This is a genomic window from Pseudonocardia sp., from assembly GCF_035305885.1.
In the GTDB taxonomy this organism is placed as follows: domain Bacteria; phylum Actinomycetota; class Actinomycetes; order Mycobacteriales; family Pseudonocardiaceae; genus Pseudonocardia.
This window is the reverse complement of the sequence record NZ_DATGOP010000116.1, coordinates 16,099-39,989: the sequence shown is the minus strand read 5'-3', so window position 1 is coordinate 39,989 and position 23,891 is coordinate 16,099. Positions and strand designations below refer to the sequence as shown.

Genomic DNA, 23,891 nt, shown 5'->3' with positions numbered 1-23,891 from the left:
CGGTAGCGGCCCGACCGCTCGTGGAACACCACCGACGCCCGCCCCTGCGACCGCGCGATCTCCACCCGCGCCTGCGCCTCGTCCGGCGCCTCACCCATCGCGAACCCGCCCCCCGGCACCTCGGTCATCCAGAACGCCATGAACGGCAGGATGCCGTAAAAGCCGCATGACGCGCAATAAAAGCATAGGCCGCACAGTCAGCAGCGGCCGCATCTACCTGCGTTTACCGTCGAAATGTGTCCGAGCCGCGCCTGGTGTCCACCGCCGAGCTGGCGCGTGCGCTGGGGTTGGCGCCGCGGACGATCCAGAAGTACCGGAAGGACGGGCTGCTCACCCCGGACCTCGAGTCGATCGGCGGGCACGCGAGGTGGAACGTCGAGCGGGTCCGCGAGGAGCTGCGGCGGATCGCGGCGGAGCGACGCGGGTCACGCTGACCACGCCGCCTCGGGCTACGTGACCGGGGCCTGCGGGCCCCCCTCGGGGCCGCCGCCGGGCGCCGGCTCGCCCCCCTGCTGCCCCTCCGGTTGGCCCTGCCCGTCCGGTGGCTCGCCGTTCCCGCCGCCGTCCGTGCCCGTGCCGCCTCCAGCGCCCTCGCCGGGCGGCTCGTCGGTCGGGCTGGTTTCCGTCGTGGTGGTCGTGGTTTCCGTCGTGGTGGTGGTCGTGGTCGTCGGTCGCTCTTCCTCGGTCCTGCCCCCGCCGCCGGCGGGCGGCCGCCCGCCCTGGTTCTGCGGACGCGCGGGGCCGCCGCCCTGGTTCTGCGGGCGGGCCGCGTCGCCGCCCTGGTCGACGGCGGCCGGTGCGGCGTCCCCCGGCACGGGCGGGAGCTCGGTGGTCTGGGGGACCGGCACCGCGGAGGTGACGGTCTCGCTGGTGGGGGACGGCGCCGGGTCGTCCGGCCCGTACAGCAGGGCGGCGCCGAGCGCGGCGGCGACCAGCAAGCCGCCCGCCCCGAACACGATGGCCGGCCGGCGCGCGCCGCTCGGCGCGGGCATCGGGGGCGACGTGCTCGGCGACAGCGTCGGCACCGGCGGCCGCGGCGGGTCCATCTGCTGGGTCACGGCCGGGTCCAGCTGCTGCGTCGGCGCGACCGGCTCGGGCACCGGCTGGGTCGGTGCCGCGGCCGGGGGCGACGCGACCACCGGCGGGATGTGCGCGGCGGGCCACGTCTCCGGCCGCGGCGAGATCGACAGGGCGGCGCCGAGCGCGATCGCGTTCTTCGGGTCGGCGTCGACCGCCACCGGGCGGTCGAACGCGGCCGAGACCAGCTGGGCGACGAGCGGGATCCGCGACGAACCGCCCACCAGCAGCACGGCCGTCAGGTCCGCGGGCGACAGACCGGCCGAGGTCACCGCGCGGTGCAGCGCGTCGACGCTCTCCTCGAGGTGCGGGCGGATCATCGCCTCGAACTCGCCGCGGGTCAGCCGCACCGCGGTCTGCAGCCCCGGCAGCAGGACGGCGATCCGCACCTCGGTGTCGGCCGAGAGCGCCTCCTTCGCCTCCTTGCACTCGCGCCGCAGCCGAGACACCGCGGCCACCACGGTGTCGTCGGCCGGGTCGAGCTCGTCGAACGCCTCCCCGACGGCCTCGCGGACGTGCGCGAACACCGCGTCGTCGAAGTCGACGCCGCCGAGCCGGTCGATGCCCTCCGGGTGGCCCAGCAGCGTGAACGTCCCGTTCTTGCGGACGACCGCGGCGTCGAACGTGCCCCCGCCGAGGTCGTAGACGGCGATCGTGGACCCGTGCTCGACCCGCTCCGACGCGGCGTAGCTGAGCGCGGCGGCCTGCGGCTCGGCCAGGAACGTCACGTCGAGCCCGCGCGCGGCGAGCGCGCCCTGCAGCAGCTCCTTCTTGTGGGCCCCCCACGAGGCGGGGTGGGTCAGGGCGATCCGGCGGGCCGGGGCGCCCTCGCGCTCGGCCACCCGCTGCACGACCCACTGCACGAGCGTCGCGGCCAGCTCGTGCGCCGGGTACGGCCTGCCCCCGACCACGAGCGGGATCTCGTCGCCGATCTGGCGCTTGAACTCGCGCACCACCCGGTCCGGGTCGGTGGCCACCCGCCGCTCGGCCGCCTCGCCCACCAGCACCGACCCGTCGGGGGCGAGGTACAGCACCGACGGCACCTGCACCGAGCGGTCGCCCAGCGACACCATCTCCGGGTCGGCGTGCTGCTGCCCCGTCGCGCGCGACACGGCCGCCGCCGTGTACGTCGTCCCGAGGTCGATCCCCAGTTGGTAGGTCATGGTGCGGTGCCCCCTCGCGTGTCGATCGGAGGGTCCACGCCCGGGCCGGTCGCGGTCATCCCCCGCCGGGCAAGTCGCCGTCGGATCCCCCAAACCCCCCAAGCGGGAGGGCCCCGGGGCCGCCTCCACGGCCGCGCCGTGACTCGTCGCATCCCTGATTGCGAGCCGCCATCGACTTCGTAGGGTTGCTCACGTGTCTGCCGAGCCGGGCGCCTCCATCTGGGAGGTCACGCGGATGATCCTGGACAACCCCGGGACCAGTCCGTCCGTGATCGCGCACGCGCACGGGTTCAGCGCGGTGGAGGTCGCCGAGCTCATGCCGATCTTCCTGGACAACCTCCGCGCCGACTTCTCCACGGCGGACGCGCCCGCGCTCACCCCGCCGGCACCGCAGCCGGGTGAGACGCCCGAGGAGCACGCCGACCGCTACCTGCGCGAGCTCGCCCAGGACGGGCGCCTCGACGTCGTCCGCTACGACACGCTCGCCGCCGTCGACACCGGCCTCGGCGAGGATCCAGGGCTGGACGAGGTGGAGCCCGCCGCCGAGCCGGAGGACGCAGATCTCGCCGGCGCCGATCTCGACGACCTCGACAGCGACCTCGGCAGCGACCTCGACAGCGACCTCGACGCGGATCTCGACTCCGACGCCGGGCACGCCCCGGCCGCCGCGGAGGCGCCGGACGACACCGCGCCCGGGGAGCCGGGGCCGCTCCTCGCGGAGTGCGACGAGCCCGACCTCGACGCGGACGACCCGTTCGTGGCGGTGGACCCCCCGGAGACGCCGTTCGACGACGCCGAGGGGGCCGGGCCCGGCGCGGACCCGGCGACCGACGACCCCGGCGACGAGTTCGCGGTGGGTTGACGGATCGGGTTAACGCCGTAGCCCCGGAGCGCGAGTCGCTACACCGGGCGCGGTGTGTATCAGCGGCCGTTCGGACGTCTCTTCCCAGCTGGTCGGCTCGCTAACCTGAGCGGGCCATCCGGGCCCGCAGCGACAGTGCGTCAGGTACGGCGACGGCATCGACACGGGAGGCATGCCGCGGTGCAGACGAGTGGCCGGACCGTGACGTCTGCCGGGAAGGCCGAGAGCCAAGGCTCGGACGGCGCGCTCGCGGGCGCGCCCGCCGCTCGCCGGCTGTACCGGGAGGTCGCCTCCTCACCCGCCGCGCCGCGCCGCGCGGTGGTCGTCGGGCCGGGCGGGAGCGGCAAGAGCGTGCTCCTCGGCGCGCTCGGCGCGCTCTACGAGGCGGCCGGGGTCGCGGTCCGGCGCGAGGTGCCCGGGCCCGACGAGGAGTTCGCCCCCGACGTCGCGCTGCTCGTCGACGACGCCCACCAGCTCGACGACGCGAGCCTGGAGCGCGTGCGGGCCTGGTCCGCCGCCCCCGAGGCCCGGGTCGTGCTGGCCCACCGGCCGTGGCCGCGCAGCGGGGTGCTCGCCTCGCTCGCCGCCGAGTTCGGGACGGGCCGCGGGCCGGTCGTGCTCGGGCCGCTGGACCGGCCCGGCGTCGCCGCCCGGGCCAACCTGCTGCTGGGGGAGCGGCCGACCGCCGAGCTGGTGGACCTCGTGGCGGAGCAGACGGGCGGCCTGCCCGACCTCGTCGACCGGCTGCTCGTCGGGCTGCGCGACGAGCGCGCGCTCGACCGGCTCGGGTCGGCCTCCGAGCCGCCGCCCGCGGTGATCCGCCAGCTGGGCTACGAGATCGACGCCCAGCCGGTCGCGGTCCGCGAGCTGCTCCTGGGCCGCACGATCGGCGCCCCGCTCGACCCCGAGGTGCTCGCCCGCCTGCTGGAGGTCGCGCCCGCTGCGGTGGGCGACCTGCTCGACCGGGCCGCCGCCACCGGGCTGATGGCACCCGACGGGGCGGTGGTCCCGCTCGTGCGGCACGCGCTGCAGCGGACCGTCCCCGCCTCCCACCGGGTGGTGCTGCAGCGACGGTTGGCGGAGATCCAGCTCGACGCCGGCGGGAGCGTGCTCGGCGCCGCGCGCGGCCTGATCGGCAGCGGGGCGACCGGCACGCGGGTGGCCGCCGCGTTCGAGCGCGCGGGCGACGAGGCGCTGCGGGAGTGCATGCCCGTCGCGGCCGACCTGTTCGACGCCGCGGTCGACGCGGGCGCGCCACCGCTCGAGCTCGCCGCCCGGCGGGCCGAGGCCGCCATGCTCGTCGGCGACCTGGACGCCGCGCTGCGGCGGGCCGACCAGGTGCTCGCCGAACCGGACGCGGTGGACGGCGAGGCCACCCGGCGCGCCGTGGCGGTGGCGGCCGCGGTGCTCGCGCACCGGGGAATGCTGAGCCGCAGCGCCGAGCTCTACCGGTGGTTCGCCACGCGGCCGTCCGGCGGGCCGTCCCTGCTCGCGGTGCCCGCGCTGATCGGCATCGGCGCGCTCGACGAGGCCCGGGAGGTCCTGGAGGCGGCCTCGGGCGGCCCTGGTCGACCGCCCACGGTGCTCGCCGGCGCGGAAGCCCTTCTCGCCCGCGGCATCCACGACACGATCGCGGGCACGCCCACCGCGGCGCTGTCCGCGCTCACCCGCGCGGCCGTGCTGCTGGAGGCGTCCGGCCGGGCGGCGCTGCTGCCCGACACGCCCGCGGCGCTGGCCGCCCTCGTCGCGATCCACTGCGGGGAGCTGGACGTCGCCCAGTCCGTGCTCGGCCAGGCGGTCGCCGCCGAGCTGGGCGGGCGGGTCGTCGCGGCACGGCACCTGCTGCTGCAGGCGCTGGTCGCGATGCACCGCGGGGCGAGCGCGCAGGCGCGTTCGCTGCTGCAGTCGGCGTCGGACGCGGGCCGGCTGGAGCCGCGGGACGAGCTGCTGGCCGCCGCGCTCGAGGTCGGGCTCGCGCGGCGGGCGGGCGACCTCGCCGGGCTGCTCACCGGGTGGCGCCGGGCCCGCGAGGCGATCGTGCGCCACCCCGTCGACCTGTACTCGCTGCAGCCGCTCGGCGAGCTCGTCGTCGGCGCGGCCCGGCTGAACGAGCAGGGCTGGGTGCAGCCCTACCTGGACGAGGCGGAGGCCCTGCTCGACCGGCTGGGCAACCCGCCGCTGTGGGCGGTGGCGCTGCACTGGTCGGGGCTGCAGGCCGCGATCGGCTCCGACGCGGGCGCGGTCGCCCAGCGGCACGCGGCCGCGCTCGACGCCATGGCGCCCACCAGCCGGTACGCCACCGCCGTGGCCACGGCCGGCCGGGAGTGGCTGCGCAGCCTCTCCGGCGACGTCGACGCCGAGGCGGTGGAGGCCGCGGCGCGCGGCCTGCACGCGGCCGGCCTGAGCTGGGAGGGCGGCCGGCTGGCCAGCCAGGCGGCGATCCGCTGCCGGGACCGCAGGAGCATGAACGCGCTGCTCGGCTGCGCCCGCGCGCTGCAGGGCGGGAACGAGCAGGCGCCGGCCCCGGCCCCCGCGGAGTCGGGGCGGGTTGCGGCTCCGGCACGCCGGACGACGAAGGTCCCGGAGCAGCGGCCCGCCGCGAGCGCGATCGGCTCGATCAGCGGCCGGGAGCGCGAGGTCGCCGAGTTGGTCCTGTCCGGCCTCACCTACAAGCAGATCGGCGAGCAGCTGTTCATCTCGGCGAAGACGGTGGAGAACCACGTCGCCCGGATGCGGCAGCGGCTCGGCTCCGGCAGCCGCGGTGAGCTCTTCGCCCACCTGCGCATGCTGGTCGGGGAGGGCGGCGCCACGCAGTCGCAGTCGTCGCCGCAGTCCTGAGCCCTCAGCCGTCCTGGCCCTGGCCGAGCCCGGCGAGCATCCCCTCGCAGCTGCGCACCACCACGCGCGCGGCGTTCGCCGCGGCCCGGCTCGACAGCGGGCTCTCGGCGCGGCGCCGCCACGCCGAGAGCCGATCGAGCGCCACGGCGCGCAGCTCGTCGGGACCGGCCTCGGGCGGCAGGCCGAGCCGCTGGTGGGCCGCGCCGCCCGCACCGCCGATGAGCCGCTCGGCCTCCTCTGCCTGCTCCTTCGGCAGCCGCACCACCCGGCCGCGCAGGTCGGACAGCAGCCGCAGCTCGACGAACTCGTGCGCGCCGGCGAGGATCCGCTCGACCTCGACGGCGAGCGGGGCCGCGGCGGGCCGGGGCTCGCGGCGCAGCACCAGGTCGAGCGCGATGAGCGCGGAGCGGGCCTTGAGCAGGTCGCGGCGCTGCGAGAACTGGGTGGCCAGCACCTCGCGCAGCTCGACGAGGCCGCTGCGCTGCACCAGCTCCGCCGCGAGCGTCGACGCGTCGCCGACGCCCTGCCGGATGAGGGTGGTGGACAGGCGCAGGCCGAACAGGCCGAACCGCTCCAGCAGCTTGGCGCGGGTGGCGGTGGGTAGTTCGACGCCGTCCTCCGCGGTGGCGAAGCGGTCGACGGTGAGCAGCAGGGCGTCGAGCTTCTCGGGCGGCATCGCCGCGAGCTTCGACAGCGACGCGAACTCGTCCTGCCGCATCGTGCGGCCGGTGACGGCGATGAGCCCCGCGACCGGGACGACGGTCTGGCAGAACGCGCGCAGCGTCTCGTCCGCCCGGTAGCGGGCGGCGATCACCCGGGCCGAGCGCAGCGCGTCGATGCGGCCGACGCCGATCTCGTCGGCGCGCGACAGCACGGCGACGGTGTTGACCGGCGCCGCCCGCGCCACGCCCTGGTCGTGGAACGACTCGAGGAACCGCACGTCCGCCGAGTGCAGGTGGCGCATCAGGTACAGCACCGCGTCGGCGGCGGTCGGCGCGTCCTCCGGGGCGAGGAACCGCTCGCTGCGGGCGGAGACGTCCAGCGAGAGGGACGCGATGCCGGGGGTGTCGATGAGCGTGGTGGCCCGCAGGCTCGCCGACGGCCAGGTGACCTCCAGCCGGTCGACCGTCTCGGCGGGAACCCCCATGTCGATCTGCAGGGCGCCCTCGTCGCGGGCGATGCGCAGCCGGCGGGGCGGCCCGCTGCGCGGGTACAGCGTGACGGCCGGGGCGTGGCCGTCCTGGTACCAGGTGACCACCCGGGTGCACTCGCCTGCGTCGGTCGGGGCGATCTCCTCGCCGACCAGTGCGTTGAGCAGCGTCGACTTGCCCGCCTTCACCTTGCCCGCGATGGCGAGCCGCAGCGGCTCGTCGTAGCGGTCGAGGTGGTGGCGCAACCAGCGCAGCGCCGGTGGGCTGTCCCGGTAGGTCTCGACGGCCTGCCGCAGGACGGTCCGGACCGCCTCCCGCAGCCGGGGCGAGCCGCCCGCCGGCGCCGTCACGACGCCTCCATCAGCGCGCGGGCCCGGTTCGCCAGGTGCGCGACGCGTTCGAGCTCGGCCTTGAGGTCGCCGATGCGGGTGTCGCGTTCGGCCTGCGTCGCCTTCAGCGCGCTCTGCGCCGCGGCGACCGACTCGCCCATCGACGTCTGCATCTCCTGGGCGAGCGCGGTGAAGTGGTCGCGCAGCGTGCGGTGGGTGCGCCGCAGCAGGTCGCGCGAGTCCTTGCCGACCTGGAACTGCACCTCGTCGATGTGCTTGCGGATGGCCGTCTTGGCCTCGGCCTGCCTGCGCTGCAGCGCCCGCTTCTTCTCGTCGCGGACCTGTTTGCTGCCCAGCAGCAGCGCGCCGCCGACGGCGGCGAACGGCGCGGCGATGGCCAGGCCGGGGATGAGGCTGAGCGGCATGAAGAACATCAGCCCGCCGCCGTAGCCGCCGCGCAGCCCGCTCAGCGCCTTCTCCCCGAACGTCATGCGCTGGATCTGCGGGGTCTCGAGCGCCGCCACCCGGGGCGCGGGCCCGACCGACGCGGTGGGCAGCGCGGGCAGCTCGACCTGCCCGTCCTCGGCGAAGAGGGCGGCGACCCGGCGGGCGAGCGCGGTGGCACGTTCGTTCGCCCAGACGAAGTTGGCCGACGCGGCGACGGTGACCTGCTGCTGGACCCACTTCGCGAGCTGGTCCCAGATGTCGGCCGGGTCGGCGTCCTCGGCGAGCGTCTCGGCCTCCCGCAGCACCGTGCGGAGCCGGTCGCGCAGGTCGTGGTCGATGTCGGAGGTCAGGTCGGCGATCGCGTCGTTGAGGGTGACCTGCCAGCGCGCGGTGCGCTCCTTCAGCTGAGTGGCGGCGGCCTTCGCCTTCTCCAACCGGGCGACGAGCTCGTGCGCCCGCTCCGGCGTCTCCTGCGCGGCGAGCTCGGCGCGCATCGTGGCGGTCAGCTGCTCGCAGACGCCGACGACGTCCTGGCCGGTGGCGCGGCGCGCGAGCCGCTCGGCCTGGCCGAGCACCTGGTTGCGCAGGTAGCCGACCAGCGCGGGGTAGCCGGACTCCTCGTTGAGGGCCTTGTCCTTGGTGCGCAGCGCCAGCTGGCGCACCTCGGACGAGACCGGGATCAGCTCGGTGGTGACGCCCGCGCGGGCGAGGTGCGCGCGGTCGAGCTCGGCGATGCGCCGCCACTCCGGGTAGAGGTCGATCTTGGTGAGGACCGCGACGACGTTCGGGCACATCTGCATCGCGGAGGCCAGGAAGTCGAGCTCGGGCCTGGTGTACTCCTGCGCGGCGTCCGACACGAACACGACCGCGTCGGCGCCTGCGACCGCCGCCATCGTGGCGGCGCCGTGGGCGGAGCCGAGGCCGCCGACGCCCGGGGTGTCGACGAGCACGAGCCCGCCCGCGAGCAGCGCCCGGGGGAGGCCCACCTCGGCGTAGGAGATCCGCTGCCGGTTGTCCGGGTTCCCGGACTCGCAGACGTGCGCGGCCAGCTCCCCGATCGGGATCGGCGTCCGTTCCGGCTCCCCGCCGCCGGACGGCTCCCGGACGAGCGCCGCCGTCGGCGACTCGGCGTGGCGCACCATCGTGGGCACCGAGGTGGCCACGTCGTCGTCGACCGGGCACACCGACGCCGACACGAGCGAGTTGACCAGCAGGCTCTTGCCCTGCTTGAACTCGCCCACGACGAGCACCCGCACGTTCGGGTCGGTCAGCCGTTCACGGGTCCGGCTCAGCTTCGCCGTGAGGTCCGGGCGCCCGTAGGCCTCGGTCGCCCTGCGGGCGAGGTCGACGAGCTGGATGGCATCCGACAGCGCCACGCTTCCCCCTCGTGAACACACGCCACGACGAACGACCGACCCAGCACCCCTCCGAAGGTGCTGAGTCGGTCCGTCGGGTCCCGGGCGTTACCCCGGGCGGCGATCAGAAGTCGATGCTCTGGTCGCTGCCGGTGTCGATGTCGACGTCGGCGCTCGCGTCGGCGTCGCCGCCCGCGCCGCCGGTCGCGGCACCGCCGGTGCCTGCGCCGCCGGCCCCGCCGTCGCCGCCGTCACCATCGCCGAACGGGAAGCCGGCCCCGCCGTCGCCACCGTCGCCGCCGTCGCCGCCGGTGCCCGCGCCACCGGTCGCGTCGCCGCCGGCGCCACCGGTCGCGGTCCCGCCCTTCGTGTCGCCGACGGTGACCTCGCTGTCGTTGTCCTGCTGCTGGTTGGCCTGCTTGTTGTTGTCGCCGACCGCGACGTTGGTGGCCTGCTGGCCGCTGCCGAAGTTGTCGATGCCGCTGCCGATCGAGCTGGCGTTGCCGCCGACCGCGACCGAGCTGCCGTCGCTGGCGGTGATGTCGCCGGTGTTGCCGACGTTGTTGTCGCCTGCCTGCAGCACGTTCTCGTCCCCGGTGGCGGCCTGGTTGGTCTCGCCCTGCTGCAGCACGCCACCCGGACCCACGTCACCGGTGTTGAGGTTGACGTCGTCCAGCTCGCTGTCGTCGATGACCACGCCACCGTCCTCGGCGCGGTTCTGGTCGATGTCGAGGTCGACGTCGCCGCCGGCGAGGATCTGGGTGTTGATCGAATTGTCCTCGATGTTGTTGATCGTGGTGAACTGCTGGTAGTTGTGCACTTCCTGCTTCAGGTACTGCACGTATTCCTCGGGGCTCGCGTGGTACGGCGGAGGCGAGGAAGGCACGTACGCGGGGGCGGAGTGCGCCGCCGCCTGGGTCGCGGCCTGGGTGGCGCCCTGCGCGCCCGCCTGCGCGGTGTCCAGGTTGTAGTTGCGGCTGAAGTCGGCGTGGGCGAAGAAGTTGTTCCAGGTCTCCGCGAGCTCCTGCGGCGTCGTGTCGTGCTCGGCCGCGAAGTCCTGCAGATCGCCGTTCGGGTTGGCGAGCAGCCACTGCCGCAGGGCCTCGAGCAGGTCGGCGATGTTGGTAACGGAGGTCATTTGATCGTCTCCTCGATCCGGTTTTCCGATTCGCGCTCCGGCGATGTGAGGAAAAGCTAGGAGCGACCGAGCTTTCGGACATCCGGGATCGGCCGAGCAACCGGCCTGCGTTCTTGTGGGGTCGAGGGGGCGTTGGGGGATGAGGGATTGGGGGATCGGGCGCGCCGGCGGGCCGGCACGCTGCGGGCGTGACGACACCGTCCGGAGGCGGCGGGAGCGCGACCTCGCCGCGTACGACGACGGCGCGGTGCCCGAGCGCATCCGCCGGGAGCTCGCCTCGGAGCGCGTGGCGCGGCGCGCGGCGGTGGTCGAGCCGCTGCGGGCCGAGGGGTGCCGGTCGGTGGTCGAGGTCGGCGCGGGCCCCGGGCGCGACGCCACCGCGTTCGCGGCGGCGGGGCCGGGTTGCGCGGGCGTCGACCTGGCGCGTGGCCCACTGCCGGTAGATCGGCCTCGACGTGCGGGTCGCGTCCGTGCTGGAGCTCCCGTCCGCCGACGGCGCGTTCGAGGCGGGTGGACGATGAGCACGCTGCTGCACGTGGCCGACGCCGACCTCGACGCGGCGCTCGCCGAGATCGTGCGCGTCCTGGCGCCCCGCCGGCGGTGCGGCTGTGGGGGCGGGGAGCTCGTGGAGGGCCGGCCCGGGCCGACGCCCTCCTCCCGGTTCCGCTCCGACGAGGACGTCCGCGCCGCCCTGGGGCGGCACGGCGCGATCGAGCGGTGGGCGACGTGGTGGGGCGCGAGGTCGCCGCTGCACACCGGTTCGCCCGCGCACGCCGCCGCGGGTCAGCCCTTCTGGGCCGCGATCTGGACGAGGTTGCCGCAGGTGTCGTCGAAGACCGCGGTGACGACGGGGCCCAGGTCGGTCGGCCCCTGCACGAACCGCACGCCCGCCGCCGCTAGCCGCTCGTACTCGGCCTGCACGTCCTCCACGGCGAACGACGTGAACGGGATGCCGTCGGCGACGAGCGCCTCCTTGAAGGCCTTCGCGGCCGGGTGGGAGTCGGGTTCGAGCACGAGCTCGACGCCGTCGGGAGCGGCGGGGGAGACGACGGTGAGCCAGCGCGCCCCGCCCATCGGGACGTCGGTCTTCTTCACGAAGCCGAGCACGTCGGTGTAGAAGGCCAGCGCCTTGGCCTGGTCGTCGACGAGCACGCTCGTCAGGTTGATGGTGAGCATCGCAGGCTCCCTCTAGTCGATCGGCCAGCGCTCGACGATCGAGCGCAGGGGGGTGGTGTCGAGGTGGTGGAACTTGTAGCGGCCCTCGCGGCGGGTGGTGACCAGTCCGGCCTCCTCCAGGACGGCGAGGTGCTGGGAGATGGCCTGCCGCGATGCGCCGTACCCGTGCTTCATCGACAGCCGCCCGCAGATCTCGAACAGCGTCTGGCCGTCCTTCTCGGTGAGCTCGTCGAGGATGGTCCGCCTCGTGGGATCCGCGAGCGCCTTGAAGAGCGCGTCGGACACGACGCCTTTATATGCAAGTGACGACTTGCCTGTCAAGCGGGTGTCGATTTCGGTCCCTCCCGGTTGTCGTAGGGGTGACCGACCGGGACGAAGAGGGACCGACGATGCAGTACCTGCTGCTGATCTGCGGTTACGAGGGCGACGAGGGCGCGCCGAGGACCAGACGGGCTACCCGATCGAGGACTGGGTGAGCGAGATGGACGGGCGCGGCGTGCGGCTGGTGGGCAACCGCCTGCGTCCGCCGTCGGACAGCACCACGGTGCGGGTGCGGGGCGCTGAGGTGATGATCTCCGACGGTCCGTTCGCCGAGACCAAGGAGCAGGTGTTCGGCTTCGACCTGCTGGAGTGCGCCGATCTCGACGAGGCCATCGAGGCGGCGGTCGCCGCCGCGTTCCGCGACGAGTGGGGCCGCGTCGTCGCCACGCTGATCCGGATGACCGGCGACTGGGACCTCGCCGAGGGGTGCGCGCAGGACGCCGTCGCGCAGGCGCTGGCCCGCCGGCCGCGCGACGGCGTGCCGCGCAACCCCGGCGCGCGGCTCACCACCGCCGCCCGCAACGCGGCGCTCAACCGGCTCAAGCGCAGCAAGATCGAAGCGGCGAAGCTCAGGGAGCTGGCGACGCTGCCCGGGCCCGCGGACCCGGGCGACGAGAGCGCCATCCCCGACGAACGGCTCCGCCTGATTTCACCTGCTGCCACCCCGCCCTGTCCCTCGAAGGCCGGGTGGCGCTGACGCTGCGCACGCTGTGCGGGTTGACCACGCCGGAGATCGCGCGGGCGTTCCTCGTGCCGGAGGCGACGATGGCGCAGCGGATCGTGCGGGTGAAGCGGAAGATCCGCCGGGCGGGCATCCCGCACCGGCTGCCGCCCGACCACCTGCTGCCCGACCGGATCGCGGGCGTGCTCGGCGTCGTCTACCTGCTGTTCAACGAGGGCTACGCGGCCGCGGCCGGGGCGGAGCTCGTGCGGCACGACCTGTGCGCCGAGGCGATCCGCCTCGCCCGCCCCCTCGCGGGACTCATGCCCGACGACCCCGAGGTGCTCGGGCTGACGGCACTGCTGCTCCTGCAGCACTCGCGGCGGGCGGCGCGCCTCGACGACGCCGGCGACCCCGTGCCCCTGCAGGACCAGGACCGCGCCCGGTGGCACCGGGACGAGATCGCCGAGGGGCTCGCGCTCCTCGACGCGGCGCTGCGCCGCCGGGCACCCGGCCCCTACCAGGTGCAGGCGGCCATCGCCGCCTGCCACGCCCGCGCCGCCCGCGCGGCCGACACCGACTGGCCGCAGATCGCGGCGCTGTACGGACGGCTCGCGCAGCTCACCCCCTCGCCGGTGGTGCGGCTCAACCGCGCCGTCGCCGTCGCGATGGCGGACGGGCCCGCGGCCGGGCCGGCCCTCGTCGACGAGGTCGGCGACGAGCTGGCGGGCTACCGGATGGTGCCCGCCACCCGCGCCGACCTGCTCCGCCGCCAGGGCAGGCGGGAGGAAGCGGCCGAGGAGTACCGGAAGGCGCTGGCGCTGACGGAGTCGGACGCCGAACGCCGCTTCCTCACCCGCCGGCTGGCGGAGGTGGAGGGCTGAGCCGTCCGCGTGACGGGGCTCGGGAAACGTCACGGAGATCGAATCCGCTTCGGCGATTCGTCCGCACGATCGGGTGATCCCGGTCATATGCTGCCGCCCGCTGAGACGGGGGGTGATCATGGCGGACAAGCCCGACTTCTGGTGGACGGATGATGAAGGTCGGCGGCGTCCGGGGTACAAGGCGAAGGGGAAGGGCGGAGGTCTCCTCCTCGCCATCGTCTTGACCGTTGCGATCGGAGCAGGCGGAACGGCGACCGTCGCCGGCACCGCGGCGGCCGGGGGGAGCGGCGTCACCGTGAGCGCGAGCAGCCTCCGCGCCAGCAGCCAGGCCCGCCGGCGGGACGCGAACGCGGCCCGGCTGCGCCTGCTCCGCCAGGCGGTGCGCGTCGAGCAGCGCTTCGACACCACCGACGACTGCGCCGCGCACTCCTACGGGAAGGTGCGCGAGTTCTTCCGCGAGCACCCCTGCGTGGCGCTGCACCGCGCGTGGTTCGAGGTGCGGGACGGCAAGCGCGGCGTGGTGCTGGTGGCGGTGTCGTGGGTGGAGATGCCCGACACCCGCAGCGCGCGGAAGTTCCACCGGCTCGTCGACACCCACGGCACCGGGAACGTCACCGAGCTGTCCCGGGAGGAGGGCCCGTACCGGCGGGTGCGGTTCACCGGGCACCACTACGCCTCGCGGCGCGACGGGACCACGGTGGTGAACGCCCAGGCGGAGCCGGTCGGGCGCGCGGCGGTCGCGGCGGAGCTGGAGTCCCTCGCCGCGACCGCGCTGCGCGGCGACTAGCCCCGCCGGGCGGAGACCGCAGCGGCCAGCTCGTCGAGGAGCCCGGCCGTGGTGTCCCAGTCCATGCAGGCGTCGGTGATGCTCTGGCCCCGCGTCATGTTCGGGCCGAGGTCCTGGCGCCCGCCGACGAGGAAGCTCTCCATCATCACGCCGGTGATGCCCTCCTCGCCGGCGCCGATGCGCTCGGCGAGCTCGTGCACGACGCCCGCCTGCCGCACGTGGTCCTTGCCGCTGTTGCCGTGGCTCGCGTCCACGATCAGCCGGGCGGGGAGGTCGGCGGCCCGGAGCCGGTCGAGCGCGTCGGCCACGGAGGCGGCGTCGTGGTTCGGGCCGCTGGTGCTGCCGCGGAGGATGACGTGGCAGTCCGGGTTGCCCGACGTCGTGATCAGGGCGGCCAGGCCGTCGCGGTTGATGCCCATGAACACGTGGCTGACCGCGGCGGCGCGGACGCCGTCGACCGCGACCTGCACGTCGCCGTCGGTGGGGTTCTTGATGCCGACCGGCATCGACAGCCCGCTGCACAGCTGGCGGTGCACCTGGCTCGCGGCCGTGCGGGCGCCGATCGCGCCCCACGTCACGACGTCGGCGAGGAACTGGGGCGTGATCGGGTCGAGGAACTCGCAGCCGACCGGGAGGCCGAGCGCCGTGACGTCGAGCAGCAGCTTGCGCGCGGTGCGCAGGCCCCGGTTGACGTCGTAGGTGCCGTCCAGGCCGGGGTCGTTGATCAGGCCCTTCCAGCCCACGGTCGAGCGCGGCTTCTCGAAGTAGGCGCGCATGACGACCCGCAGCTCGCCCGCGACCCGCTCGGAGTGCTCCGCCAGCCGGTGGGCGTAGTCCATCGCGGCGTCGGGGTCGTGGATCGAGCAGGGCCCGACGACCACGATCAGGCGGTCGTCGCGGCCGTCGAGGATGTCGACGACCTCGGCCCTCGATCTCGTGACGGTCTCCGCCACCGTCGCGTCGACGGGGAGCTCGTGGCGCAGCAGGGACGGCGACAGCAGCGGGCTGATCCGGGTGGTGCGGTGCTCGTCCAGTGCGGGGACGGCGGTGAGGGTCATGACGGCGCTCTCTGTGTCGGTCGAGCCGCGCTCGTCGAGAAACCGCCGAGCCGGCTCGGGGATCCGGCTCGGGGTGGAAGGTCAGCGCAGCGGTTCGCCCGCCGACCCCTCCCGGGCCGGTCGGCTAAACCAGAAGTAGAACCGCTGCACGGCGGGGAGTTTAGCCGACGTCACCGCCGGCCGTCCCGGGGTGGTGACGGGAACGCCGGCCGGCGACCCCTCGGCGGGGCGCCGTCATCCGATCGGCTCCGGCATGCGCTCCACCGTGTAGGAGAGGCCGAGGGCGTGCCCGGTGACGGGGTCGGCGAGCTCCACGCGCCAGCGGTCGGCGAACTGGTCGACGCCCGGCAGCATCGACACGGTGCCCGACAGCAGCACCGTCCCGGGCTCCAGCAGGTGGCCGACGCTTCCGAGCCAGTGCCGCGGCGGCAGGAGCGCGGCGAGCGTCGCGTCCTGGATCAGCCGTTCGGGGCCGCCGCCGCTGGTCACCCACGCGCGCAGGCGCAGCTCGTCGAGGTGGTCCTCGACGTCGGCGAGGCGCCACGCCCCGCGGCCCAGCACGTCGAGGCCCGCGTTCTTGCTCCACGCGACGCCGTGCACCTCGAGGGCGCGGTCGGTGTGGTCGCACGCCACGGTGAGCAGCAGGTCCCGCGGCTGCGGGCCGGCCACGACGAGCGCCCACTCGGCCTCGCCGGACGTGCGGCCGTGCTGCACGGGCACCGCGTCGGTCTGGGCGGCGAGGTAGGGGGCGACGGGGTAGAGGGCGGGCGTCACCTCGGGCGCGGGCACCCCCAGCTCGGCGAGCTCGGCCACGTGCGCCGCGACCTCGTCCTGCTCGCGCCCGGCGTACCCGCCGTTGAGCAGCCGCGTGACGGTGACCGCGACCGTCGTCCCGTCGGGCAGGTCGAAGGTGAGCTCGGGCGTCCAGGACTTGCGCATGCGACTTGTATACATGAAGTATAGCGCGAGTCGCCACCGGACCGGAGGAACGCGCATGCCCACGGAGATCGATCGGCGCTCGCTGGTGAAGGCGTTCACGGCGAGCCTCACCGGCACGTCGCTCGAGTGGTACGACTTCGCGGTCTACTCGGCCGCGGCCGCCCTCGTCTTCCCCCAGCTGTTCTTCCCGGAGTCGGACCCGCTGACCGGCGCCCTGCTCGCGTTCTCGACATACGCCGTCGGCTACGTCTCGCGCCCGCTCGGCGGCTTCGTGTTCGGCCGCCTCGGCGACGTCGTCGGGCGCAAACAGGTGCTGGTGCTCACGCTGCTGCTGATCGGCGTCGCGACGTTCCTGATCGGCGTGCTGCCGACGTACGCGACGATCGGCGTCGCCGCGCCGATCATCCTGGTGCTCCTGCGGTTCGCCCAGGGCGTCGGCGTCGGCGGCGAGTGGGGCGGCGCCGTGCTGCTGTCGAGCGAGTTCGGCGACCCGCGCAAGCGGGGCTTCTGGTCGTCCGCGGCGCAGATCGGACCGCCCGCGGGCAACCTGCTGTCCAACGGCGTGCTCGCGCTGCTGAGCGCCACGCTCACCGACGAGGCCTTCCTCGGCTGGGGGTGGCGGGCGGCGTTCCTGCTGTCCGCGGTGCTCGTCGGGTTCGGGCTGTGGATCCGCCTGCGGCTGGAGGACACGCCGGTCTTCCGCGCGATCCAGCAGCGCGGCGAGCAACCCGCCGCGCCGATCGGCGACGTCTTCCGCACGCAGGGCCGCGGCCTGCTCGCCGGGGTGCTCAGCCGGATCGGGCCCGACGTCAGCTACGCCCTGTTCACGGTGTTCGTGATCACCTACGGGACCACCGTCGTCGGCATGAGCCGGGCCCAGGTGCTCACGGCGATCCTCGTCGGCTCGGCCTGCCAGCTCGGCCTCATCCCCCTGGCCGGCGCCGTGTCCGACCGGTTCAACCGGCGCGCGGTGTACGCGGCCGCGGCCGTGGGTTCGGCGATCTGGCCGTTCGTGTTCTTCCCGGCGATCGACGCCGGATCGACGGCGGTGCTGGTCGTCGGCGTGGTCGTCGGGCTGGCGCTGCACTCGTTCATGTACGGGCCGCAGGCCGCGTTCGTCACCGAGCAGTTCACCCCGCGCCTGCGCTACACCGGCAGTTCGCTCGCCTACACGATCGCGGGCGTGTTCGGCGGGGCGATCGCCCCGCTGGCGTTCACCGCGCTGCTGGGCGCGTGGGCGTCGTGGGTGCCGGTGGCGCTCTACGTGCTCGTGGCCTGCCTGGTCACACTCGCGGGGCTGGTCGCGGGCCGCGACCCGAACCCGGACGAGGACGAGGAGCTGCTGGTCACGCTTGGAGGAACAGCTGCTGCGTGATCCGCAGGTGGTCGGCGATCGCCTCGTGCGCGGCCGCCGCGTCGCCCGCCTCGAGCGCCGCGACGATGCGGCCGTGCTCCGCGTGGACGGCCCGCTGCCGGTCGGTGGCGCGGTACAGCGCGGCGACCCCGACGCGCACCTGCCGCGTGCGCAGGCCCGCGTAGGTGCGGGCGATCAACGAGTTGCCCGCCGCGTCGACGAGGGCCTGGTGGAAGCGGCGGTCCCACTCGATGAACTCCCGTGCGTCGCACTCGCCGGTGAGCAGGCGTTCCTGCTCGGCGAGGGCGGCGCGCATGGCGTCCAGGGGGACCGTGCCCTCCCGGAGCGTGACGGACGCGGCGTGCTGTTCGAGCAGCGCGCGCAGCTCCATGAGCTCGCGGATCTGCCGCCCGGAGAGCGGGGGGACGTACGCTCCACGCTTGGGCACCATCTCGACCAGGCCCTCGGCGACGAGCAGGAGCAGGGCCTCCCGCACCGGGGTGCGGGAAACGCCGATGTCCTGGGCGAGCTCGACCTCGTTGAGGAAGGTTCCCTGGATGTCCGGATCGACCAGCACCTTCTCGCGCAGGTGGCGGTACGCGCGCTCGCGGCCCGACACCGGCTTTTGCATGCATTAGGTATACATGAACTGGAGGTTTCGTGCGGATCGCCCTCGCTCAGATCGCCGCCACGGCCGACCCGGCGGAGAACCTCGACCTCGTCGCCGACGGGGTGAAGCGGGCCGCGGCCGCCGAGGCCGAGCTCGTCGTCTTCCCCGAGGCCACCATGTGCGCGTTCGGGAACCCCCTCGGCCCGGTCGCGGAGCCCCTTCCCGGCCCGTGGGCGCAGCGCGTGCGCGAGATCGCCGCGGGCGCGGGCGTCACGGTGGTGGCCGGGATGTTCACGCCCGCCGCCGACGGGCGCGTCCACAACACGCTGCTCGCCACCGGCCCGGGCGTCGAGGCGAGCTACGACAAGATCCACCTGTTCGACGCGTTCGGGTTCGCCGAGTCGCGCACGGTGGCGCCTGGCACGAAGCCGGTCACCATCGTGGTCGGCGGCGTCACCGTCGGGCTCGCCACCTGCTACGACCTGCGCTTCCCCGGCCTGTTCCAGACGCTCGCCGGCAGCGGGGCCACCGTGATCGTCGTGCCGGCTTCGTGGGGTGCCGGGCCGGGCAAGCGCGAGCAGTGGGACCTGCTGGTGCGCGCGCGGGCCCTGGACAGCACGGCGTTCGTGGCCGCGTGCGACCAGGCCGACCCGACCACGGTCGGCCGGGAGGCGGGCAAGGCGCCCACCGGCATCGGCGCGAGCGCGGTGGCCGGCCCGCTGGGCACGATCCAGGCGCAGCTCGGCGCGGAACCCGACCTGCTGGTGGCCGACCTGGACCTGGACGAGGTGGAGCGGGCGCGGGCCGCGGTGCCCGTGCTGGCGAACCGCCGCTTCTGACGCCGCCCCGTCAGTGCGGGGCGGCGAGGATGCCGTCCAGCAGCCCCGGGTAGAGGGCGTCCAGGTCGTCGCGGCGCAGGTGGGCGATGCGCCGCGTGCCCTCGACGCGCATGCTGATCACCCCTGCCTCGCGCAGGATGCGCAGGTGGTGGGTGCGCGTCGACTTCGTGATCGGCAGCGGGATGGACCCGCACGCCACCCCGTCGGCGCACTTCGCGAGCTCCCGCACGTACTGCAGGCGCACCGGGTCGCCGAGCGCGGCCAGGACCTGCTCGATCCGGATCTCCTCACGCGCCGGCTGGGGTAGCCGGGCGTCCTGCGCGACGGCGGGCATGGCGCGATCGTACGACGGACATCGAAGTTCGACCACCGTCGTAGTACGGTGACCGTCGTACTTGGATTCCGCCTGGGAAGGTCCCGGATGTTCGCCTCCGCACGCACCCACCTGCTCGCCGCCGGCGCGTTCGCCGTCGGCACGAGCGCCTACGTGATCGCGGGCGTGCTGCCCGCGGTCAGCGCAGAGCTGGGCGTTTCGGTCACCGCCGCCGGGCAGCTCACCACCGCTTTCGCGCTCGCATACGCGGTGAGCGCCCCGGTGCTCGCGACCGTGACGGCCCGGTGGGAACGCAGGCGGCTGCTGCTGGTCGCCCTGCTCGTGTCGGCGGCGGGCAATGCGCTCTCCGCGGTCGCCACGAGCTACCCGCTGCTGCTCGGCGGGCGCATCGTCGCGGCGCTCGGCGCCGCCGCCTACACGCCCGCCGCCACGCTCTTCGCCACCGCGCTGCGCCCGCCCGAGGAGCGGGGGCGCGCCGTCGCCATCGTGTTCGGCGGCCTCACCGTCGCCCTCGCGCTGGGCGTGCCGATCGGCTCGCTGCTCGCCGACGGCATCGGCTACCGCGGGGTGTTCGCGCTCATCGCGGCGGTCAGCGTCGCCACGGCGGTCGCCGTGCGGGCGCTGCTGCCGGTGCTGGAGGGCTCGCCGTCGGTGCCGCTGCGGGAGCGGTTCGCCGTCGCGGCCGACCGGCGCGTGCTCACCGTGCTGGCGATCACGGTGCTCAGCGTCGTCGCGACCATGAGCGTCTACATCTACATCGTTCCGCTGCTCGGCCTCACGACCGGCCTCGCCGGCCCCACCATCGGCGGGCTGCTGCTCGCCTACGGCCTCGGCGCGATCGTGGGCAACGCGTGGGGCGGCCGGGCCACCGACCGGTTCGGGAGCATGCCGACGCTGCTCGCGACGGTCGGCGGCTTCGTCGTCCTGGTGGCGACGCTCCCGTGGACCGCCACGGCTGCGGTGGGGGCGGCGCTCGCCCTGTTCGCGTGGGGCGTGTTCACCTGGTCGTTCAACCCGCCGGTGCAGAACCTGCTGCTGGAGCTGGCCCCGGCGGGCGGGCTGGTGCTGTCGCTCAACGCGTCGGCGATCTACCTGGGCATGGGCCTTGCCGCCGTGTTCGGGGGCGCCGTCATCGGCACCGTCGGCCTGCTCGCCCTGCCCGAGGTCGGCGCGGTGCTCGGGCTGGTGGTCGTCGGCCTGGTGTTCGCGCTGCGCGCCGCCACCCGTCGCGCGCCCGCCCTGGCCGCGGACTGATCCCTCAGCCGCCGCCCGCGGCGACGTCCTTGGTGATCTCCTTGCCGATCTCCTCCGAGATCGCCTTGGCCAGCGCGACGTCCAGCTCCGTGATGCCGCCCTCGGAGTGGGTGGAGCAGCGGAACGTGAGCGTGCGCCAGCGGATGTCGATGTCGGGGTGGTGGTCGCGCTCCTCGGCGATCGCCGCCACGCGGTCCACCACCGCGATGGCGGCGGGGAACGACGGCAGCTGGGTCGTGCGCACCAGCGCGTCCTGCTCCCGCTCCCACCCGGGGAGGTCGGCGAGCGCGGCGGTGATCTCGTCGTCGTCGAGCAGCTTCGGCCTGGGCATGGCGCAATCCTGCGCTACCCGTCGCGGCGCAGCATCCGGAAGACGGTGATCCCGGCGCCCACCGCCAGGTAGCAGAGGGCGCGCAGGGTGCTCGTCACCATGCCGTCGACCGGCATCGGGTCGCGCAGGGCGTCGGCGCCCGCGGTCCACCCGGTGGTGAGCAGGTAGGGCTGCAGCCACTCCAGCGCGGGGATGGCCGACAGCACCCCGAACACGATCAGCCCGCCCAGCACGGAGGCGATCACCACCGACGGGTGCTCGGTGAGCGCGGAGACGGCGAGCGCCACCGCGCCGACGGCGGCCAGCTGCCCGATCGTCCAGGCGACCACGAGCGCGATCCGCCCGAGCGCCTCGTCCGTCTCGAGGGTGGTGCCCGACAGCGTCACGAGCAGCCCCTCGGGGCGGCCGACGACGACCACCCCCGCGAGGACGCCCACCACGGCCAGCGCGAGCACGGCGAGGACCGCGACCACGAGCACGCCGAACGCCTTCATCCCGACCAGACGCAGGCGCCCGACCGGCGCGAGCAGCAGCCCGCGGAGCGTGCCCTGCGCCGCTTCGCCCGCGATCGCGTCGGCCGCGACCATCGCGACGGCGAGCGGCAGCAGCAGCGCGAGCGAGACCGTGATCGCGACGACCGGCAGCACCAGCCCGTTGCCCGCGACGGCGCCGATCAGGCCGCGCCCGCCGCCCTCACCGGGGTCGCCCACGGCCACCCCGATCGAGATCAGCACGGGGACGAGCGCGAACACCGCGAGCATCACGAGCGTGCGGGGGCGGCGCAGCACCCAGCGCAGCTCCGCGCCGAGCAGCCGGCCCAGCGAGACGCTGCGCGGCGTGTCGGTGCCGGGGAGGACGGCCGTCGTGGTCATGACGCGGGCTCCTCGGTCAGCCGGGCGAAGAGCTCCTCGAGGTTGGTGCGGCTGCGGCGGGCCTCGTGCACGGCCACGCCCGCGCGCACGAGCAGCGCGATCAGCTCCGGTGCGGGCGGGCCGTCGTCGCCGACCACCACGGCCTGCTCCTCGGCGCTGGTGCGCTCGGCCCGGTAGGCCGTGGCGCCCGCGGCGCGCAGCGTGCGCAGCGCCAGGTCGACGTCCGGGGTGGTGATGACCAGCCCGGTGGTGCCCGCCGCGAGCAGCGCGCGCAGCTCGCCGGCGGCCACGAGCGAGCCCGCCTGCAGCACGGCGACGTGCGTGCACGTGGCCTCGACCTCGGCCAGCAGGTGGGAGGACACGATGACCGTGGTGCCCGCGTCGTGCAGCTCGGCGATGATCCGCCGCACGTCGCGGGTGCCCGCGGGGTCGAGCCCGTTGGTCGGCTCGTCGAGCACCACCAGCTTGCGCGGCAGCAGCAGCACCGCGGCCAGGCCGAGCCGCTGCTTCATGCCCAGCGAGTAGCCCCGGTACCGGCGGTCGGCGGCCTCGGCGAGCCCGACCCGCTCCAGCGCGGCGTCCACGGCGCCTGCGATCTCGCGGCGGGCGAGCAGCGGCTCCATGGCCGCGGCGCGCAGCAGGTTCTCCCGCCCGGTCAGGAACGGGTGGAACCCGGGGCCCTCGACGAGCGCGCCGACGTGGGGGAGCGCCCGCTCGATGCCCTCGGGCACCGGTTGGCCCAAGAGCTCGGCCGCGCCCCCGGTGGGCCGGGTGAGCCCGAGGAGCATCCGGATGAGGGTGGTCTTGCCGGAGCCGTTGGGGCCGAGCATCCCGAGCACGGAACCGGTCGGGACCTCGAGGTCGATGCCGTCCACGGCGACGGTGCGGCCGAACTCCTTGCGCAACCCGAGCGCCCGTGCCGCGACCGCTCCCCCTACGGGAGCGGCGCCCGCCGGAGCGAGCGCCGCGTCCACCGATGGCATCGTGGTCACCTGGTCAGTGCCTCGCTCAGAACCTGTTCGGGGACCGCTCCGGCCGCGATGCGGCCGTCGTCGGTGACGATCACGCTCGCCACCGCGCTCGTGATCAGCCGACCGCTGCCCCACGGGCCGGTGACGGGCCTGCCGAGCTCGGCGAGCTCGGGGACGCCCTCGGGGCGATCGGCGTCCGACGGGGGAGCGGCGGCCACCACAACAGTGTCCCAGCCGTCGCCCACCGTGGTCGATCCGGAGTCCCCGTTGTGGTGGCCCTCCGGGCGCTGAGCGTCCTCGACCTTCGCACCCGGCGGCGGCGTGAACCGGAACAGCTCCGGGTCCTGCGGGCCGAACGACAGATCGGTGAACCCGACCTCCACCGCCGGGTCGGGCGAGCCGGTGGCGAGCACGGTCAGCCGCAGCGGCATCCGGTGCTCGGCGTCCACCGCCACCCTGACCTCCCGCAGGAGCGTGCGCTCGGTGGGCCGGGGCGCCAGCACCAGCTCGTAGGCCGGGCGCCCCGCCACCTCGGAGGTGCCGTCGACGCTGATCAGGCTCGTCGGCTGCAGCTTCGCGAGCACCTTCGCCGCGGTCGCGCCCGGGTCGGCGTCGCCCGCGTCGCGGTCGTGCTCGCCCTTCGGGACCCGCCGCACGGTGCGGTCCTCTGAGTTCCACGACCAGAACGTCTCGCCGTCGGACACGAGCGTGCGCTCGCCGGAGTCGGTGGGGAGCTGGACGCGGCCGCGGCGGTCGCCGTCGGACCAGATGCGCGCGGTGCTCGTGCCGTTCCCGGCCTGCGGCAGGCCCGGCAGCGCGGGCAGGCCGAGGTCGTTGTCCAGCTCGACGGCGCCTGCCAGCGGCTGCGGGTCGGCGGCGAGCACCGAACGGACCAGCTCCTCGGGGTCGACGGGCGGCAGCGCGGGCTGCGCACCCGCTCCCGCCGGAACCGCCAGCAGGCCCAGCCCGACCACGCCCGCCACCGCGATGCCGGCGGCGGCCGCGCGTCCGAATTCGCTGCTGCGTGCGGTTGCCATGGGGCATAGCGTGACTGATGCGCGCTGAGAGTGTTCTGAGGTGCGCGGATGCGGAGGCGGGTAGCGTCCGCCACGAGCCCGCCTTGAGCGAAGCGGAGGCAAT

The 23,891-nt window shown here is 74.9% G+C and carries 21 protein-coding genes and 2 pseudogenes; 9 read left to right on the top strand and 14 right to left on the bottom strand.

Features of this window, described 5'->3' with window-relative positions; all coding sequences use genetic code 11:
• The first annotated feature begins 236 nt into the window (after positions 1-236).
• Positions 237-434 carry a MerR family transcriptional regulator gene (locus tag VKZ81_RS26380; RefSeq protein WP_324244389.1) on the top strand — a complete coding sequence of 66 codons (198 nt, stop codon included), beginning with the start codon at positions 237-239 and terminating at the stop codon, positions 432-434.
• A 15-nt stretch (positions 435-449) separates the two neighbouring features.
• On the opposite strand, the gene VKZ81_RS26375 is transcribed toward VKZ81_RS26380, so the two are convergent.
• Positions 450-2,240 (bottom strand): Hsp70 family protein, encoded by a 1,791-nt coding sequence (locus tag VKZ81_RS26375; RefSeq protein ID WP_324244388.1) that lies wholly within the window; start codon positions 2,238-2,240, stop codon positions 450-452.
• Between the two features lie 193 nt (positions 2,241-2,433).
• Here VKZ81_RS26375 and VKZ81_RS26370 point away from each other — a divergent pair, with 193 nt between their 5' ends.
• Both VKZ81_RS26370 and VKZ81_RS26365 read left to right on the top strand, forming a co-directional pair.
• Entirely contained in the window at positions 2,434-3,102 is a 669-nt protein-coding gene (locus VKZ81_RS26370) for a hypothetical protein (protein ID WP_324244387.1), read from the top strand.
• A 201-nt stretch (positions 3,103-3,303) separates the two neighbouring features.
• The gene (locus tag VKZ81_RS26365) at positions 3,304-5,940 is read left to right on the top strand and encodes a helix-turn-helix transcriptional regulator (protein WP_324244386.1); all 2,637 of its coding nucleotides are present in this window, start codon (positions 3,304-3,306) and stop codon (positions 5,938-5,940) included.
• Between the two features lie 4 nt (positions 5,941-5,944).
• Here the strand turns inward: VKZ81_RS26365 and VKZ81_RS26360 are convergent, their stop codons facing one another.
• The 5 genes from VKZ81_RS26360 to VKZ81_RS26340 all read right to left on the bottom strand — a co-directional run bounded on the left by VKZ81_RS26360 (position 5,945) and on the right by VKZ81_RS26340 (position 11,821).
• Complete coding sequence (locus tag VKZ81_RS26360; protein ID WP_324244385.1) at positions 5,945-7,441, bottom strand: dynamin family protein; 1,497 nt, start codon at positions 7,439-7,441, stop codon at positions 5,945-5,947.
• A complete protein-coding gene (locus VKZ81_RS26355; RefSeq protein WP_324244384.1) occupies positions 7,438-9,243 on the bottom strand; it encodes a dynamin family protein in 1,806 nt (601 codons plus the stop codon). The genes VKZ81_RS26360 and VKZ81_RS26355 overlap by 4 nt, the downstream gene beginning before the upstream one ends.
• Before the next feature lie 103 nt (positions 9,244-9,346).
• On the bottom strand, positions 9,347-10,360 hold the full coding sequence (locus VKZ81_RS26350) for a hypothetical protein (protein WP_324244383.1): 1,014 nt from the start codon (positions 10,358-10,360) through the stop codon (positions 9,347-9,349).
• A gap of 783 nt (positions 10,361-11,143) precedes the next feature.
• Positions 11,144-11,536 carry a VOC family protein gene (locus VKZ81_RS26345; protein ID WP_324244382.1) on the bottom strand — a complete coding sequence of 131 codons (393 nt, stop codon included), beginning with the start codon at positions 11,534-11,536 and terminating at the stop codon, positions 11,144-11,146.
• Positions 11,537-11,548: 12 nt separating this feature from the next.
• A complete protein-coding gene (locus VKZ81_RS26340) occupies positions 11,549-11,821 on the bottom strand; it encodes an ArsR/SmtB family transcription factor (protein ID WP_324244381.1) in 273 nt (90 codons plus the stop codon).
• Between VKZ81_RS26340 and VKZ81_RS35230 the strand changes: the two are divergent.
• From VKZ81_RS35230 to VKZ81_RS26325, 3 genes and pseudogenes are all read left to right on the top strand, one after another.
• Positions 11,772-12,155: pseudogene (locus VKZ81_RS35230) on the top strand (YciI family protein); the annotation flags it as partial. The gene VKZ81_RS26340 and the pseudogene VKZ81_RS35230 overlap by 50 nt on opposite strands.
• Before the next feature lie 99 nt (positions 12,156-12,254).
• A pseudogene (locus tag VKZ81_RS26330) lies at positions 12,255-13,402 on the top strand (RNA polymerase sigma factor).
• A 295-nt stretch (positions 13,403-13,697) separates the two neighbouring features.
• A complete protein-coding gene (locus tag VKZ81_RS26325) occupies positions 13,698-14,189 on the top strand; it encodes a hypothetical protein (protein WP_324244380.1) in 492 nt (163 codons plus the stop codon).
• Here VKZ81_RS26325 and VKZ81_RS26320 read toward each other — a convergent pair.
• Together VKZ81_RS26320 and VKZ81_RS26315 are read right to left on the bottom strand one after the other, a co-directional pair.
• The gene (locus VKZ81_RS26320; RefSeq protein WP_324244379.1) at positions 14,186-15,247 is read right to left on the bottom strand and encodes a 3-deoxy-7-phosphoheptulonate synthase; all 1,062 of its coding nucleotides are present in this window, start codon (positions 15,245-15,247) and stop codon (positions 14,186-14,188) included. The two genes, VKZ81_RS26325 and VKZ81_RS26320, sit on opposite strands and share 4 nt — an antisense overlap.
• Before the next feature lie 234 nt (positions 15,248-15,481).
• Positions 15,482-16,186, bottom strand: a complete 705-nt coding sequence (locus tag VKZ81_RS26315; protein ID WP_324244378.1) for a DUF2848 domain-containing protein — start codon at positions 16,184-16,186, stop codon at positions 15,482-15,484.
• 55 nt (positions 16,187-16,241) lie between these two features.
• Between VKZ81_RS26315 and VKZ81_RS26310 the strand changes: the two genes are divergently transcribed.
• Complete coding sequence (locus tag VKZ81_RS26310; RefSeq protein ID WP_324244377.1) at positions 16,242-17,561, top strand: MFS transporter; 1,320 nt, start codon at positions 16,242-16,244, stop codon at positions 17,559-17,561.
• Here the strand turns inward: VKZ81_RS26310 and VKZ81_RS26305 are convergent.
• Entirely contained in the window at positions 17,533-18,171 is a 639-nt protein-coding gene (locus tag VKZ81_RS26305; RefSeq protein ID WP_324244376.1) for a GntR family transcriptional regulator, read from the bottom strand. The genes VKZ81_RS26310 and VKZ81_RS26305 overlap by 29 nt on opposite strands.
• Before the next feature lie 29 nt (positions 18,172-18,200).
• On the opposite strand from VKZ81_RS26305, the gene VKZ81_RS26300 reads away from it, so the two are divergent.
• Positions 18,201-18,989, top strand: a complete 789-nt coding sequence (locus VKZ81_RS26300) for a carbon-nitrogen hydrolase family protein (RefSeq protein WP_324244375.1) — start codon at positions 18,201-18,203, stop codon at positions 18,987-18,989.
• Positions 18,990-18,999: 10 nt separating this feature from the next.
• On the opposite strand, the gene VKZ81_RS26295 is transcribed toward VKZ81_RS26300, so the two are convergent.
• Positions 19,000-19,323 carry an ArsR/SmtB family transcription factor gene (locus tag VKZ81_RS26295; protein ID WP_324244374.1) on the bottom strand — a complete coding sequence of 108 codons (324 nt, stop codon included), beginning with the start codon at positions 19,321-19,323 and terminating at the stop codon, positions 19,000-19,002.
• Between the two features lie 87 nt (positions 19,324-19,410).
• Between VKZ81_RS26295 and VKZ81_RS26290 the strand changes: the two genes are divergently transcribed.
• Complete coding sequence (locus VKZ81_RS26290) at positions 19,411-20,577, top strand: MFS transporter (protein WP_324244373.1); 1,167 nt, start codon at positions 19,411-19,413, stop codon at positions 20,575-20,577.
• A 4-nt stretch (positions 20,578-20,581) separates the two neighbouring features.
• Here the strand turns inward: VKZ81_RS26290 and VKZ81_RS26285 are convergent, their stop codons facing one another.
• The 4 genes from VKZ81_RS26285 to VKZ81_RS26270 are packed head-to-tail and all read right to left on the bottom strand — an operon-like array spanning position 20,582 to position 23,788.
• Positions 20,582-20,908 (bottom strand): 4a-hydroxytetrahydrobiopterin dehydratase, encoded by a 327-nt coding sequence (locus VKZ81_RS26285; RefSeq protein WP_324244372.1) that lies wholly within the window; start codon positions 20,906-20,908, stop codon positions 20,582-20,584.
• 14 nt (positions 20,909-20,922) lie between these two features.
• The gene (locus VKZ81_RS26280) at positions 20,923-21,780 is read right to left on the bottom strand and encodes an ABC transporter permease subunit (protein WP_324244371.1); all 858 of its coding nucleotides are present in this window, start codon (positions 21,778-21,780) and stop codon (positions 20,923-20,925) included.
• Positions 21,777-22,763 carry an ABC transporter ATP-binding protein gene (locus VKZ81_RS26275; protein ID WP_324244370.1) on the bottom strand — a complete coding sequence of 329 codons (987 nt, stop codon included), beginning with the start codon at positions 22,761-22,763 and terminating at the stop codon, positions 21,777-21,779. Before VKZ81_RS26275 ends, VKZ81_RS26280 begins: the two co-directional genes overlap by 4 nt.
• A 5-nt stretch (positions 22,764-22,768) precedes the next feature.
• Entirely contained in the window at positions 22,769-23,788 is a 1,020-nt protein-coding gene (locus VKZ81_RS26270) for a LolA family protein (RefSeq protein WP_324244369.1), read from the bottom strand.
• Positions 23,789-23,891 lie beyond the last annotated feature (103 nt).

Excerpts from the sequence above, each read along its gene's own strand:
- VKZ81_RS26375 (WP_324244388.1), bottom strand. The coding sequence starts at position 2,240 with ATGACCTACCAACTGGGGATCGACCTCGGGACGACGTACACGGCGGCG.
- VKZ81_RS26350 (WP_324244383.1), bottom strand. The coding sequence starts at position 10,360 with ATGACCTCCGTTACCAACATCGCCGACCTGCTCGAGGCCCTGCGGCAG.
- VKZ81_RS26345 (WP_324244382.1), bottom strand. The coding sequence starts at position 11,536 with ATGCTCACCATCAACCTGACGAGCGTGCTCGTCGACGACCAGGCCAAG.
- VKZ81_RS26320 (WP_324244379.1), bottom strand. The coding sequence starts at position 15,247 with ATGACCCTCACCGCCGTCCCCGCACTGGACGAGCACCGCACCACCCGG.
- VKZ81_RS26315 (WP_324244378.1), bottom strand. The coding sequence starts at position 16,186 with ATGCGCAAGTCCTGGACGCCCGAGCTCACCTTCGACCTGCCCGACGGG.
- VKZ81_RS26310 (WP_324244377.1), top strand. The coding sequence starts at position 16,242 with ATGCCCACGGAGATCGATCGGCGCTCGCTGGTGAAGGCGTTCACGGCG.
- VKZ81_RS26305 (WP_324244376.1), bottom strand. The coding sequence starts at position 18,171 with ATGCAAAAGCCGGTGTCGGGCCGCGAGCGCGCGTACCGCCACCTGCGC.
- VKZ81_RS26295 (WP_324244374.1), bottom strand. The coding sequence starts at position 19,323 with ATGCCCGCCGTCGCGCAGGACGCCCGGCTACCCCAGCCGGCGCGTGAG.
- VKZ81_RS26290 (WP_324244373.1), top strand. The coding sequence starts at position 19,411 with ATGTTCGCCTCCGCACGCACCCACCTGCTCGCCGCCGGCGCGTTCGCC.
- VKZ81_RS26285 (WP_324244372.1), bottom strand. The coding sequence starts at position 20,908 with ATGCCCAGGCCGAAGCTGCTCGACGACGACGAGATCACCGCCGCGCTC.
- VKZ81_RS26280 (WP_324244371.1), bottom strand. The coding sequence starts at position 21,780 with ATGACCACGACGGCCGTCCTCCCCGGCACCGACACGCCGCGCAGCGTC.
- VKZ81_RS26275 (WP_324244370.1), bottom strand. The coding sequence starts at position 22,763 with ATGCCATCGGTGGACGCGGCGCTCGCTCCGGCGGGCGCCGCTCCCGTA.
- VKZ81_RS26270 (WP_324244369.1), bottom strand. The coding sequence starts at position 23,788 with ATGGCAACCGCACGCAGCAGCGAATTCGGACGCGCGGCCGCCGCCGGC.